General features: G+C 67.0%; 16 protein-coding genes. 6 read left to right on the plus strand and 10 right to left on the minus strand.

Annotation, left to right across the window (positions count from 1 at the left end; all coding sequences use genetic code 11):
* The first annotated feature begins 4 nt into the window (after positions 1-4).
* Positions 5-715, plus strand: a complete 711-nt coding sequence (locus LH407_RS05885) for an MBL fold metallo-hydrolase (RefSeq protein ID WP_322132223.1) — start codon at positions 5-7, stop codon at positions 713-715.
* A 1-nt stretch (position 716) separates the two neighbouring features.
* Here LH407_RS05885 and LH407_RS05890 read toward each other — a convergent pair whose 3' ends face one another.
* The 4 genes from LH407_RS05890 to LH407_RS05905 all read right to left on the minus strand — a co-directional run bounded on the left by LH407_RS05890 (position 717) and on the right by LH407_RS05905 (position 5,388).
* On the minus strand, positions 717-1,604 hold the full coding sequence (locus tag LH407_RS05890; protein WP_322132222.1) for an aminodeoxychorismate lyase: 888 nt from the start codon (positions 1,602-1,604) through the stop codon (positions 717-719).
* Positions 1,604-2,239 carry a hypothetical protein gene (locus tag LH407_RS05895; protein WP_322132221.1) on the minus strand — a complete coding sequence of 212 codons (636 nt, stop codon included), beginning with the start codon at positions 2,237-2,239 and terminating at the stop codon, positions 1,604-1,606. Before LH407_RS05895 ends, LH407_RS05890 begins: the two co-directional genes overlap by 1 nt.
* 26 nt (positions 2,240-2,265) lie before the next feature.
* A complete protein-coding gene (locus tag LH407_RS05900; protein ID WP_322132220.1) occupies positions 2,266-2,769 on the minus strand; it encodes an amino-acid N-acetyltransferase in 504 nt (167 codons plus the stop codon).
* A 135-nt stretch (positions 2,770-2,904) separates the two neighbouring features.
* Positions 2,905-5,388 carry an ATP-dependent Clp protease ATP-binding subunit gene (locus LH407_RS05905; RefSeq protein ID WP_322132219.1) on the minus strand — a complete coding sequence of 828 codons (2,484 nt, stop codon included), beginning with the start codon at positions 5,386-5,388 and terminating at the stop codon, positions 2,905-2,907.
* 171 nt (positions 5,389-5,559) lie between these two features.
* Here LH407_RS05905 and LH407_RS05910 point away from each other — a divergent pair, with 171 nt between their 5' ends.
* The 5 genes from LH407_RS05910 to LH407_RS05930 are packed head-to-tail and all read left to right on the plus strand — an operon-like array spanning position 5,560 to position 8,165.
* Positions 5,560-6,168, plus strand: a complete 609-nt coding sequence (locus tag LH407_RS05910) for a hypothetical protein (RefSeq protein WP_322132218.1) — start codon at positions 5,560-5,562, stop codon at positions 6,166-6,168.
* The gene (locus LH407_RS05915) at positions 6,165-6,788 is read left to right on the plus strand and encodes a hypothetical protein (protein ID WP_322132217.1); all 624 of its coding nucleotides are present in this window, start codon (positions 6,165-6,167) and stop codon (positions 6,786-6,788) included. Before LH407_RS05910 ends, LH407_RS05915 begins: the two co-directional genes overlap by 4 nt.
* Positions 6,785-7,009, plus strand: coding sequence for a helix-turn-helix domain-containing protein (locus LH407_RS05920; protein WP_322132216.1), 225 nt, complete (start codon positions 6,785-6,787; stop codon positions 7,007-7,009). The genes LH407_RS05915 and LH407_RS05920 overlap by 4 nt, the downstream gene beginning before the upstream one ends.
* Positions 7,010-7,018: 9 nt before the next feature.
* Positions 7,019-7,168: a hypothetical protein gene (locus LH407_RS05925; RefSeq protein WP_322132215.1), complete on the plus strand. Its 150-nt coding sequence runs from the start codon at positions 7,019-7,021 to the stop codon at positions 7,166-7,168.
* Between the two features lie 16 nt (positions 7,169-7,184).
* Entirely contained in the window at positions 7,185-8,165 is a 981-nt protein-coding gene (locus LH407_RS05930) for a pirin family protein (protein ID WP_322132214.1), read from the plus strand.
* 120 nt (positions 8,166-8,285) lie between these two features.
* On the opposite strand, the gene LH407_RS05935 is transcribed toward LH407_RS05930, so the two are convergent.
* From LH407_RS05935 to LH407_RS05960, 6 genes are all read right to left on the minus strand, one after another.
* A complete protein-coding gene (locus tag LH407_RS05935; RefSeq protein ID WP_322132213.1) occupies positions 8,286-8,465 on the minus strand; it encodes a hypothetical protein in 180 nt (59 codons plus the stop codon).
* Between the two features lie 104 nt (positions 8,466-8,569).
* A complete protein-coding gene (locus tag LH407_RS05940; protein WP_322132212.1) occupies positions 8,570-8,713 on the minus strand; it encodes a hypothetical protein in 144 nt (47 codons plus the stop codon).
* A 30-nt stretch (positions 8,714-8,743) separates the two neighbouring features.
* Complete coding sequence (gene lysS / locus LH407_RS05945; RefSeq protein ID WP_322132211.1) at positions 8,744-10,246, minus strand: lysine--tRNA ligase; 1,503 nt, start codon at positions 10,244-10,246, stop codon at positions 8,744-8,746.
* 164 nt (positions 10,247-10,410) lie between these two features.
* On the minus strand, positions 10,411-11,271 hold the full coding sequence (panC, locus tag LH407_RS05950; RefSeq protein ID WP_322132210.1) for a pantoate--beta-alanine ligase: 861 nt from the start codon (positions 11,269-11,271) through the stop codon (positions 10,411-10,413).
* Positions 11,272-11,298: 27 nt separating this feature from the next.
* On the minus strand, positions 11,299-11,997 hold the full coding sequence (locus tag LH407_RS05955) for a Rossmann-like and DUF2520 domain-containing protein (protein ID WP_322132209.1): 699 nt from the start codon (positions 11,995-11,997) through the stop codon (positions 11,299-11,301).
* Positions 11,994-13,520 carry a PH domain-containing protein gene (locus LH407_RS05960; RefSeq protein ID WP_322132208.1) on the minus strand — a complete coding sequence of 509 codons (1,527 nt, stop codon included), beginning with the start codon at positions 13,518-13,520 and terminating at the stop codon, positions 11,994-11,996. Before LH407_RS05960 ends, LH407_RS05955 begins: the two co-directional genes overlap by 4 nt.
* Positions 13,521-13,542 lie beyond the last annotated feature (22 nt).

The raw sequence follows: 13,542 nt of genomic DNA on the forward strand, positions 1-13,542 counted from the left end.
GCTCATGAAACTCGCACCACACCTCCACCGCATCGGCAACGACATCGTCGCCGCCTACCTCGTCGACACCGCTGACGGGGTCACGATCATCGACGCCGGGCTGCCCGGGCACTGGCGCGACCTTCAGCGCGAGCTCGCCTCGCTCGGCAAAACGGTGAGCGACGTGCGCGGGGTGGTTCTCACTCACGGGGACAGCGACCACCTGGGGTTCGCCGAACGGCTGCGTCGCGACCATGGCGTTCCCGTGTTCGTGCACGAAGCCGACGCAGACCGCGCCAAAGGCGGCGACAAACCCGCAACACCCCTCGGCCGGGCCAAAGCGCTACCGGTGCTTCGGTTCTTTTTCTACTCACTGAGCAAGGGAGGCCTTCGCACCCACTACCTCAGCGAGGTCACCACCGTCCGCGACGGTGAGACGCTCGACCTTCCCGGCTCCCCCGTCATCGTCGGTCTGCCAGGACACTCTCCCGGCAGCATCGCCGTACACGTGCCCGTCGCCGACGCAGTATTTGTGGGCGACGGTCTCACCACGCGGCACGTGCTCACCGGCTCCGAGGGAGCACAGCCGGCACCGTTCACGGATGACCCGGCCGAAGCCCTCGACTCGTTGCGCAACCTCGCGCATCTCGACGCCGCATGGGTGCTACCCGGGCACGGCACACCGTGGCGCGCTCGCCCAGCCGATGTCGAATCCGAAGTCCGCAGCAGGGCGTGAGCTAGTTGTCCAGCGCGGCGAGCCACCCATTCATGGTGTCGGTGAACTCGCGGTCGACGGGTAACGGCACCCCGTCGATCGCGCGCACCGGGGCTGCAAGCCTCACACTCGACACGAGCCACGCGGCATCCGCGGACCGCAGAATGTCGGGCGTCGTGAGCTCGAACGCCGTTGACATTCCGAGGCCCTCGGCCCAGCGGAAGACGTTCGCCTGAGTCGTGCCGTCCAGAATGCCGAGGCCCGTGCCCGGCGAGAACAGGCCGTCGCCCCTGCGGTAGACAACCGTCGAGGTCGGTCCCTCGAGCACGATCCCGTCGCTGGAGACGAACACCACGTCGTCCGCACCGCGCCGCGCAGCCTCGCGCGCCACCGCACGATTGACCGCGTAACTCAACGTCTTCGCGCCCGCGAGCAACCAGGGCGACGTGCGCTCGACATCGTGGCGATAGCCACGGTCGAGCAAGACGACGCTCACACCATCCGACCGCTCGCGCGTGAAGTCCGGCGAGACGGAACCGTAGGCCCAGCCGGTCGGCCGGTCGCCGTACTCGATGCCGCGCGTCATGACGATCTTCACGAACGCCTCGCCCGGCACGTCCAGTTCTGCGACCGCGGCGAGGATGACGGCGCGCCAGGTTGCGAGATCGGGCGCCGGCAGGTCGAGCATCGCCGCCGATCGGGCAAACCGGCGGAGGTGGTGGTCGAGCGCCTGAGCCCTGCCGTGGTTGACACTCAAGGTCTCGAAGATGCCGTCGCCCCGTGTCGCTCCGAGATCGAGCGCGGTGAGCTGTGGTGACGCGGGGTCCACGAAACGCCAGTCCGAGGCATCCGGGGCCGCAGGCGCCTCGAGAGATGGCCGCGCAACGATCGCGAGAACGTGGTCAGGCATCAGTAGAGCAAGAACTGCCGGGATCCCGGTGACTCGACATCGCCGACCGCGACCTCGAGGTGGTAGCTCGCACCACCGGCCGTTACCTGCTCACCCGGCACGTCGCACGTGTCGGGCGATGATCGGGTGCGATCCCACGTGATGCGCGGTCCCTCCTTGGGCACGCCGGGCTGGAGGGTTGTCGTCGCCGCTTGCGGGTCGGTCTGGCAATCGGTCGACGACCAGATCACCTCGTCACCACTCGTGATCACATACTTCTGAAGGTCGGAGCCGGCAGCGAAACTGCAGGGTTCCGTCATCGTGCTCTTCATGGTGAACCACAGCTGGGGAGCGACACCGGCCTGGTAGTCGGTCGCGTCGGTCATCGGCTCGAGCGTGACCTTCGCCGGGTCACACGCGACGAGACCGGATGCACCGGCCCCGGCCTCGGTGTCTGCCTCGGTTGCGCCTCCCTCGGCCGCTCCACTCGAGGTCGGCGTGGGTGTGGGTGTGGGCGCGGGAGTGGTGGAACCGGGACGCACGATGATGAGCACCACAACAATGATGACGGCGAGCAAACCGAGCCCCACGGTGATCCTGCGCCGCCAGTAGACGCTCGCAGGCTGGGGGCCGACGGGGTTGCGTATCGTCGACATGTCCCCAGGTTAAGCGGGTGCGGCGCCTACAGGCGCTTGAGCATGCGCGTGTTGCCGAGCGTGTTCTGCTTCACACGGGCGAGATCCAGAAACTCGGCGACACCCTCGTCGGGCGAGAGCGCGAGTTGGGCGTACACCTCCGGGGCGACGATCTGCTCGCCGATCGCCTCGAAGCCGTGCTTTCCGAAGAACTCGGTCTCGAAGGTGAGGCAGAACAGTCGCGAGAGACCCAGGGCGCGGGCATCCGTTTCGATCTGATCGAGGATGGCGTGACCGACACCGGTCGACAGGCGATCCTCGCGCACTGCGAGGGTGCGCACTTCACCGAGGTCCTCCCACATGACGTGAAGGGCACCGCACCCGACGAGACTGCCGTCGCCGGCCTCGGCGACGCGGAACTCCTGCACGGCCTCGTAGAGGGTGACACGATCCTTGCCGAGGAGGATGCGGCGCTGGGCGAGCGGTTCGACGAGGTCCTGAATGCCGGGGATGTCGCTCGTGCGGGCCCGCCGCACGCTGAAGTCGCTCACCCCCTAACGGTACTCCCGCCCTCGTGAGTTGCCGACTTCGGTGGGTTTGCGCGCGCCAACAGCAACCGAAGTCGGCAACTCACGACAGAGGGGGCGGTGGGATGCTCCCACCGCCCCCTCTGAGGGTGCTGCTATTTACGCCTCGATCTCGGCGGGCTCAGCCTCCGGCTCAACGGCTCCGGGCTGGCGGCTCGTCGTGAACACGAACTGACCGTCCAGGTAGTCGGCGTGCACGTGGTCTCCCGCGTTGAGCTCGCCGTGGAGGATCTTCTCGGACAGGGCGTCCTCGATCTTCTGCTGAACCGCGCGGCGCAGCGGGCGGGCACCGAGTGCCGGGTCCCAGCCCACCTTGATGAGCTGCTCCTTGGCCGCCTGGGTGAGCTCGATCGTGAGATCGCGGTCCATGAGGCGGTCGCGGAGGCGGCGGATGAAGAGGTCCACGATCTGCAGCAGCTCGGACTGCGTGAGCTGCGGGAACACGATCGTCTCGTCCACACGGTTGAGGAACTCGGGCTTGAAGTGCTTCTTGAGCTCCTCCTGCACCTTGCCACGCATCCGGTCGTAGCTCGTCTGCGTGTCACCCTCGATCTGGAAACCAACCGGGCCACCGGTGATGTCCTTGGTACCGAGGTTCGTGGTCATGATGATCACGGTGTTCTTGAAGTCGACCACACGACCCTGGCCATCGGTCAGACGTCCCTCTTCCAGGATCTGGAGGAGCGAGTTGAAGATGTCCGGGTGTGCCTTCTCGATCTCGTCGAACAGCACAACACTGAAGGGCTTGCGACGAACCTTCTCGGTGAGCTGGCCACCCTCCTCGAAGCCGACGAATCCGGGAGGAGCACCGAACAGTCGCGAGACCGTGTGCTTCTCACCGTACTCCGACATGTCGAGGGAGATGAGGGCGTTCTCGTCGTCGAAGAGGAACTCCGCGAGCGCCTTGGCCAGCTCCGTCTTACCGACACCGGTGGGGCCGGCGAAGATGAACGAACCGGAGGGACGCTTCGGGTCCTTGAGACCGGCACGCGTACGACGGATCGTCTTGGCGAGAACCGAGATGGCCTCCTCCTGACCGATCACACGCTCGTGCAGTGCCTTCTCCATGAAGATGAGTCGGCTCGACTCCTCCTCCGTGAGCTTGAACACCGGGATGCCCGTGGCTGCGGCCAGCACTTCGGCGATGAGTCCCTCATCCACCGTGCCGGTCGTGCCGACCTCTCCGGCCTTCCACTGCTTCTCGAGGCGGAGGCGCTCACCGAGGAGCTTCTTCTCCTCGTCGCGCAGCGACGCAGCCTTCTCGAAGTCCTGGTCCTCGATCGCGGCCTCCTTCTGGCCACGCACGACGGCGATGCGCTCGTCGAACTCACGCAGCTCCGGCGGGGCGGAGAGGATCGAGAGGCGCAGGCGTGCGCCGGCCTCATCGAGGAGGTCGATCGCCTTGTCGGGCAGGAAGCGGTCCTGCACGTAGCGGTCGGCGAGGTTCGCGGCGGCCACGATCGCGCCATCGGTGATGGACACCTTGTGGAACGCCTCGTACTTGTCGCGGAGCCCCTTGAGGATGTTGATCGCGTGCGGCAGCGACGGCTCGTTGACCTGCACCGGCTGGAAGCGGCGCTCGAGCGCTGCATCCTTCTCAAAGTGCTTGCGGTACTCGTCGAGCGTGGTCGCACCGATCGTCTGCAGCTCACCGCGAGCGAGAAGCGGCTTGAGGATGCTCGCCGCATCGATCGCGCCCTCGGCGGCACCGGCACCGACGAGGGTGTGGATCTCGTCGATGAACGTGATGATGTCACCGCGCGTGCGGATCTCCTTGGTGACCTTCTTGAGGCGCTCCTCGAAGTCTCCGCGGTACCGGCTGCCGGCGATGAGCGAACCGAGGTCGAGCGTGTAGAGCTGCTTGTCCTTGAGCGTCTCTGGCACGTCTCCTCGCACGATCGCCTGGGCGAGGCCCTCGACGACGGCGGTCTTACCGACGCCGGGCTCACCGATCAGCACGGGGTTGTTCTTGGAACGGCGGGAGAGGATCTGCATGACGCGCTCCATCTCCTTCTCGCGCCCGATGACGGGGTCGAGCTTGCCGTCGCGGGCGGCCTGGGTCAGGTTGCGACCGAACTGGTCGAGCACCTGGCTGCCCTTGTCGGGTGCGGAGTCGTTGCCGCCCACGGCGACAGCCTCCTTGCCCTGGTAACCGGAGAGCAGCTGGATGACCTGCTGACGTACCCGGTTGAGGTCCGCGCCGAGCTTGACGAGCACCTGTGCGGCTACGCCCTCGCCTTCGCGGATGAGGCCGAGCAGGATGTGCTCGGTTCCGATGTAGTTGTGGCCGAGCTGCAGCGCTTCGCGCAGGCTCAACTCCAGTACCTTCTTCGCACGCGGGGTGAAGGGGATGTGGCCGGTCGGCTGCTGCTGACCCTGGCCGATGATGTCCTGCACCTGCTCGCGCACGGCGTCGAGGGAGATGCCGAGCGACTCGAGAGCCTTCGCGGCAACACCCTCACCCTCGTGGATGAGACCCAGGAGGATGTGCTCGGTACCGATGTAGTTGTGGTTGAGCATCTTGGCCTCTTCTTGGGCCAGGACGACGACACGACGGGCTCGGTCGGTAAATCTCTCGAACATTGTTTACTCCCTGCACGCGTCGGACGTGGGTGGCGCGTTACAAAGAGAGTAACGACGCGAGAGCCGGAAAAGTCCCCTGTTCGCCGTCGGCGTGACGGGGGTTGCGTCATCCGCTGTCCTCGCCTAGCTTAACGTTTATCGTTATTATCGATAATCGTTAGGAGGGACACGATGTCCACCACGTACCGGCCCAAGCCGAGTGACCGGGGAGCCCTCGTGCTCACCATCGTCCTGGGCGCGGGAGTCTCCGTCTGGACGATCATCCAGGCTGTGCTGCGGATCATCCAGATCGCACCCAACAAGGACGTACCCATCACCGCCGCGTTCGCCGAGACACCCGCCACTCTTCCGATCGGCCCGGGCGGCGCATCCGTCGACGTTGTCGCCAACCAGGTGACGTTCCTCGCGAGCGACCTCGCCCCCGCCACCTACGTCGCGCTCATCCTGGGTGAAGTTGTATTCGCCATCGCCGTCGTCGCGACTGTGGTGTGCGTGTCGATCGTCATCCGCAACCTCATCCGCGGAGCGGCCTTCACCCGCCAGAACCTCGCACTCGTCGGAACCTCGACCATCGTTGTCGCCTTCGGATGGATGCTCACCTGGCTGTTCACGACGATGGGGGCAAACGGTGGCGCTGCGGCGCTCGCTGGCGAGTACCCCGACAACACACCCCGGCCCGTCGACCCGATCATGATCTTCGCGATCGCCGCCCTCGGTGCTCTCGTTGTCGCGTTCCAGGCCGGATACCGACTCGACCGCGAGACGGAGGGACTCGTATGACGCCCGCGGAGCGCGGTCGTCGCGCTGGCGAGGTCACCCAGAAGTTCATCCTCGGTGTCATCGCCGGGGGCGCGGCAGCCATCGGCGTCGTCGAGGTGGTGCTCCTGATCGTGCGTGTCGCCGGATTGCTCGGCGATGAGGCGGTCACCGTTGCGGGCATCCCGCTCGCATCGCCGCTGGAGCCCGACTTCGCCGCAGGCCTCGCTGCGGTCACCGCCGCGAGTTACGACTCGGTGACCCTCACCATCGCAGGCCTCGTGGGCAGCGCACGCGGGGCGCTCGTTGGCGCGGCCATCGTCACGTCGCTTCTCTCGATCGCCGTGTGCGCCGTCGTCGCGTGGCTCGCGCTTCGGGTGTTCCTCGGGCGCCCGTTCGTGACCTCGGCGTCGTGGGGTATCGGACTCGTTGCGGTGCTCGCGATCTCCGTCGGCTTCCTGCAGCCGATGTTCCTCGGTTTCGCTCACGCCGAGATCGCGCAGCAACTGGGCACGGATGCCCTGCCGACCTTCCTCGTGGAGCTCGACCCCGCCCCCATCGCCTGGGGTCTCGCCCTGGCCGTCGTGGGTGCCGCATTCGAACTCGGCCAGCGCATGCAGCGTGACACGGAGGGTCTCGTATGAGCGACGAGGAGGACGGCCCGTCCGGCATTCATTGCCGTCTCGACGAGTTGCTCGCCGAGCGCGGGATGACCGTTACGAGGTTGAGCGAGCTCGTTGGCGTGAGCGTCGTGAACCTCTCCGTGCTGAAAAACGACCGGGCACGCGCCATCCGGTTCTCGACACTCACCGCGATCTGCGACGCCCTGCAGTGCGACGTGGGCGACCTGCTCGTTCGACGCTAGGCTCGCCGCATGAGCGATGACGATGACACGGGCCCTGTCGGATTTCTCGGGCGCCTCCGCAACGGCAAAGTGCTCGCGTGGGTGCTGATCATCTCGCTTGTTGTACTCGCCGTCGGCGCCGGCACGATCGCCGCGATCGTGCAGTTCGTAGTGCAGTAAGGCTTACCGTAGACGCGTGAGCAACCTCGAGAAAGATCCGGCAGAAGTCCTCATCGAGGAACGCCCGGACGACGAGGTCGCTGACCCCACCGGCACCGTCGAGATTCTCGACCCGCGAGACGTGCCACTCGGCGGTGCACGCGCGATGGCTGTGCGCCGCACCCTCCCGCAGCGCGCCCGCAGTCTCATCGGCGGGTGGTGCTTCGTCGACCACTACGGGCCCGAGGCGGTGACGATGGATGTTCCGCCGCATCCGCACACGGGACTCCAAACGGTCAGCTGGCTCTTCGCCGGCGAGATCGAGCACCGCGACACAGTCGGCAGCCACGCCATCATCAACCCCGGCGAGCTCAACCTCATGACCGCGGGGCGAGGCATTGCCCACTCCGAGGTGTCGGTTCCGACCGGCACACCCATCCCCCGTGTGCTCCACGGCGCGCAACTGTGGATCGCCCTACCCGATGCGGCCCGCCACCGCGAGCCGTTTTTCGAGAACTACGTTCCGGAGCCGTTCCTGCTCGGTGCCGCAACGGTGCGCGTGTTCATCGGGTCGCTCGCCGGGGTGACCTCATCGGCGACAGTGTTCAGCCCGCTCGTGGGCGCACAACTCGACCTTCCGGCTGGGGCATCCGTGGCCGTCCCCGTGCAGGCCGCGCACGAGCACGGGGTGCTCGTCGACCTCGGCGACGTGACCGTCGACGGAACCAGGGTGCCCGTGTCGCACCTCGGGTACGTGCACCCGGGAATCGAGAGCCTCACCATCGAGGCGGCGACGGATGCCCGCATCCTGCTCATCGGAGGCGAACCGCTCGGCGAGCAGATCGTCATGTGGTGGAACTTCATCGGGCGCGACCACGACGAGATCGTGGGCTTCCGCGACGAGTGGCAGGCGGGGCTCGCGCAGACCCCGGGACGCTTCGGGGTGCTGAACGGGTACGACGGCAGCCCGCTGCCAGCTCCGCCGCTGCCGCCGATCCGCCTGAAGCCCCGCGGGTAGTTCGGGGGCTGGTTTCGAGACGCCGGGCTTCGCCCGGCTCCTCAACCAGCAGCAGGGCGGTGCAACCTGGTGGTTGAGGAGCCGCCGTAGGCGGCGTCTCGAAACCACCACCCCGCGCGGCTACGCGTCCTTCGGCGGGAGGCCCATCTTCGCGCGCTCCTCGCGCTCGATCTTCGCCTTCGCCGAGCGCTCGCTGCGGTCGGCGCGGATGATGGCGCGCAGAACGAACCAGAACACCAGCCCGATGAGCACGGTCGGCGTGACCGAGTAGAGGGCGTTCAGCCAGAAGTCCTGAGGCATTACTCCAGCGTACCTATCGTGCGAAGAACCACAGCACGGCCACCAGCAGCACCGTACCGACAAGCGCGAGGGTCATGACCAGGCGCGATGTGCGACGGTCCACGTCAGCCCTTCGCGATGATGCCGACGACACCCGAGATGACGAGGTAGAGGCCGACACCCGCAACAACGATCCAGATGAGCAGACGGCCGTTGGAGATGCCACCCTTCTTCTTGTCGTCCTCGCCGGGGAGCTTCAGGTCACTCATGCCGCCACCCTACTCGACGCGTCTGCGCGCTCACTTGACGAGGGGGAACAGGATCGTCTCGCGGATTCCGAGACCGGTGATCGCCATGATGAGGCGGTCGATGCCCATACCCATTCCGCCCGATGGCGGCATGCCGTGCTCGAGTGCTCGGAGGAACTCCTCGTCGAGCCGCATCGCCTCGTCGTCACCACGGCTGGCCTGCTTCGCCTGTTCGACGAAACGCTCGCGCTGGATGACGGGGTCGACGAGTTCCGAGTAGCCGGTCGCCAGTTCGAAGCCGCGCACGTACAAATCCCACTTCTCGACGACACCCTCGATGGAGCGGTGGTCGCGAACGAGGGGGGAGGTGTCGACGGGGAAGTCCATGACGAAGGTCGGGCGATCGAGCCCCGGCTTGACGTAGTGCTCCCACAGTTCCTCGACGAGCTTGCCGTGAGTGGGGTGCTGCACTTCGATGCCGAGCGACTCGGCGTGCTGGTACAGCTCACCGGCGAGGGTCTGCGGCGTGATGGACAGCCCGGACGCCTCGTTGAGCGAGTCGTACATGGAGATGCGGGACCACTGGCCGCCGAGGTCGTACTCCGTGCCGTCGGCGAGAGTGACCTGCAGGCCGCCCGTGACGGCGCGCGCAGCATCCTGAACCAACTGCTGGGTGAGGTCGGCCATCTGGTTGTAGTCGCCGTAGGCCTGGTACGCCTCGAGCATCGCGAACTCGGGGCTGTGGGTGGAGTCTGCGCCCTCGTTGCGGAAGTTGCGGTTGATCTCGAACACACGCTCGATGCCACCGACGACGGCGCGCTTGAGGAACAGCTCGGGCGCGATCCGGAGGTACAGCTCGGTGTCGAACGCGTTGCTGTGGGTCACGAACGGACGAGCGGATGCCCCACCGTGGATCACCTGAAGCATGGGGGTCTCGACCTCGAGGTAGTGGTGGTGCGAGAACGTGGAACGCAGGCTCGCGTTGACCGCCGCCCGGGCACGGACCGTCTGGCGCGCCTGCTCGCGCACGATGAGGTCGAGGTAGCGGCTGCGCATGCGCGCCTCGTCGCTGAGCTCGGTGTGCAGGTTCGGAAGGGGGCGGATCGCCTTCGAGGCGATGGCCCACTCGCGCGCGAGGATCGACAGTTCACCTCGGCGGCTGGAGATGACCTCGCCGGAGACGAAAACGTGGTCGCCGAGATCGACGAGTTCCTTCCAGCGTTCGAGGGACTCCTCCCCCACCTCCGCGAGGGAGATCATGGCCTGGATGCGTTCGCCGTCGCCCGACTGGAGTGAGGCAAAACACAGCTTGCCCGTGTTGCGCAGGTGCACAACACGACCGGCGAGGCCCACGACGTCGCCCGTCGCGGTGTCGGGCTCGAGGTTCGGGTACTGCGCTCGAACCTCGGGGATGGTGGTGCTGATGCCGACGCCGACCGGGTAGGCACCGGCGCCGGACTCGATGAGCTTGTCGCGCTTGGCGAGCCGCACGGACTTCTGCTGGGAGACCTCTTCTTCGGTCAGCTCGGGCTCAGGTGCGGTCGCGTCAGTCACGGGACACCATCGTACCGTTCACCCTCGCCGCTCCCGGCGGAGTGCGGCGAGGGCCCCTTCGTCCATCCCAAATGCAGGAGTCACCGCGCAGCCGAGCCCAGGAGCCCTGGGTTTTCGTCTACGGGCGCCCAATCTCCTGTATTTGGTATCGCGACGGGGGCGCGTCAGCCGATGCGGAGAGGCTCGTTGTCGATGAGGCGGGTGGCGCCGAGGCGAGCGGCAACGATCGCGGTGGCGCGCCCGCGGTAGTCGTCGTCGACGGGGCGGAAGGTCTCCGGATGCACGACCGCGAAGTAGTCCAGGTCGACGAGCGGCTCGCCCATGAGTGCACCCTGCGCCGCGGCGAGCGCCGCGTCGATGCCGCGCTCGCTTGCGGACACCGCGGCTTCGAGCGCCGCGGAGAGTGTGCGCGCGGCCCGCCGTTCCGCCGGTGACAGGAAACGGTTGCGACTGGAAAGGGCGAGACCGTCGGGCTCGCGCACGGTGTCGATGACCTCGACGCGGGTGCCGATGTTGAGGTCGGCGATCATGCGGCGCACGAGGAACAGCTGTTGGGCATCCTTTTGTCCGAAGGTCACGACGTCGGGGGTGACGATGCCGAGGAGTTTCGCGACCACGGTGAGCACACCGTCGAAGTGGCCGGGCCGCGACTTGCCCTCGAAGGTGCCGCCGACGTCGCCGGCGTGCACGGTGATCTTCGTCGGGCCGGTCGGGTACATCTCGTCGACGTCCGGCGCGAAGACGAACTCGACCCTGTGTTCGGCGAGGCGGTCGAGGTCCGCGTCGAGGGTGCGCGGGTACCGTTCGAGATCCTCGGGTTGGGTGAACTGGGTGGGGTTGACGAAGATCGACACCACTCGTGTGTCGGCGACCTCTGCCGCGCGAGCGACATGGGCGAGGTGCCCGTCGTGGAGCGCTCCGAGCGTCGGAGTCAGTGCGACGGTGCGACCGGCGGCTCGCTCTGCGGCGATCACCTCGCGCATCTCGGCGATGGTTGTGATCACGCGCGGTCGTTGAGCTGGCACGCCCTCGATCGTAGAGGAGGGTCGGGTCTACTCCGGGAAGGCCGCGGGCGGGGGCGACTGCAGCGCGTTTTCGACGGCGGAGCGCACGAGCGGGGCGATGACGGCCCCCGGATGCTCGAGCCCAATGCCGCCCAGAAGTTCGATCGACTGGCGCACGATCTCACTCGAGAAGCTCGTCGCGGTGGTGATCGCCTCCGCGTACGCCGGCCGGTCGGCTTCGGCGACGATCACCGGTTCCGCCCCGAGCTCCACGACGAGGGCTTGCGCGATCGGCAGCACGGGGGTCGGAGCCGTCACGGCGCAGAAGCTCTCGCGCAGGCGAACGAGGTCCATGCTCGTTCCGGTGAACGACATCGCCGGATGCACGGCGAGGGGTATCGCGCCGCGGGAGAGCGCGGGCCCGAGTACGCCGTAGCCGAAACCGGGTGCCGTGTGCATGACGAGCTGACCGGGCATCCAGGTTTCCGTCGCGGCGAGGCCCGAGACGAGCGCTTCGAGTTCGCCTTCCGGGATGGCGAGAAGCACGAGTTCGCTGCGTTCGACGAGCTGCGGAATCTCGAGGATGGGCGCGTCCGGCAGGAGCGCCTGAGCACGATCGCGCCCGGCATCCGACACCGTCGAAATTCCGGTGATCGCGTGACCCGCTGCGGCGAGACCGGCACCGAGAACGGGGCCCACTCGGCCAGCGCCGATGATGCCGACCCCGAGACGCCCGGCGGCGGTCACGGTGTCGCCTCGCCTCGCCAGCGGTGGGTGCGATCCGATTGCATGGCGGCAACAACCCCGCGCGACAACTCCTCGAAGCCGGTGACGGCCTGGTCCTGGTCGATCGCGCCGACGTAGGTCTGCACGGGGCCTGCGACGGTGTGCACACGCAGGGTCGCGATCCGAAGCCGACGGCCGAGCGGGCCGCGCGAGATGGCGAGACTCTGGATGCGGGCCTTGGGAACGATCACGAGATCGCGCCAGATGGCACCGCGCCGCAGGAGCACCGCACCGGAGGTCTGGGCGTAGCCGTTGCGCCGCCAGGAGAACCAGCGAACAACCGCCGCTCGGCGAGGCGATGTCGTGAACTCGTCGCCTCCTCGCGAGACAAGGGCACGCTCGAGGCCGTCGATCTCCTCGGCCATGGTCGGCAGCACAAGCTCGAGCACCTTGCGCACGTCGGCGAGAGTGCCGACGGGCAGGATCGTTGTGTTCGCCTGGCCGGCCGCGCCCTGGGCGGATGAGCTCGACGCACGGTTGATCTTGATCTCCCACCATCCGGTGAGCCGCCACAGGAGCGGCTGGCTGACCTGGATGGCGTGGATGCGTCCGGGTGGCAAGGTGTCGTTGCTCGTCGAGAGCAGACCGAAGCCCACACGAACACCGTCGGGTGTCGAGGCGATGCTGTACCGCAGCGAACGGGTGAAACGTGAGATGACGAAGCTACCGACACCGATGATGGCGGGGATGAGTCCGAAGATGAAGAACCCGGAGCCGAGGTTCGAGGCGAACACGATGACGAGCACGATCGCGGCGACAACGATGATCGTTCCGAGATTGAGCACGAGGGAGGCGAGGAGTCGTCCCGGGTGCATTTTAACGACGGATTCCGGCGCGGCGAGTGACGGATCGAGCTCGGGAGCGAGCAACTCGTTCACACGGTCGGAGACGAGTGAGCCGGAACCCACCGCGGGCGCCGGCGCCGCGTCATCCGCCCGCGAGCCCGATGCCAAGAGCAGGATTTCGCGACGCAGATCGTCGGCCGCGGCCGACCCGAGGTAGGCGAGCGGGATGTTGGCATCCTGGCCTGCCACATTCACTTCGAGCTTGGCGGCACCCACCAGTCGGGCGAGGAAGGGCCGCATGATGTTGATGCCCTGGATGCGGTCGAGGCGTCCACGACGATGGGTGCGGAACAGGATGCCGCTGCGCACCTCGACGAGTTCGTCGGTGATGCGGAACGTGTGCATCCGCCACGACAACCAGAAGCCGAAAATCGTGAGCGCAAGACCCACGATGATCGCGAGCACGATCAGACCGAGATACTCGTGCTCGATGATGTACGTGACCGGGTTGTAGTCGTCGCCGAAGTCCGGCCCGCCGAAGACGATCTCGATGACGAGGTCGCGCAGGTTGACGATGATGATGCCGAGGATCGCGACGAACGCGATTCCCCCACGCAGGAGCGGGGTCGCGGGGTGCAGTCTGTGCCACTCGCCATCGGCAAGGCGGTTGCTCGCCGCCAGCGGATTCGTGTCGGGCACGGCGGATCCGGGGTCGGGGGGA

The sequence above is a fragment of the Antiquaquibacter oligotrophicus genome (assembly GCF_020535405.1).
Taxonomy (GTDB): domain Bacteria; phylum Actinomycetota; class Actinomycetes; order Actinomycetales; family Microbacteriaceae; genus Rhodoglobus; species Rhodoglobus oligotrophicus.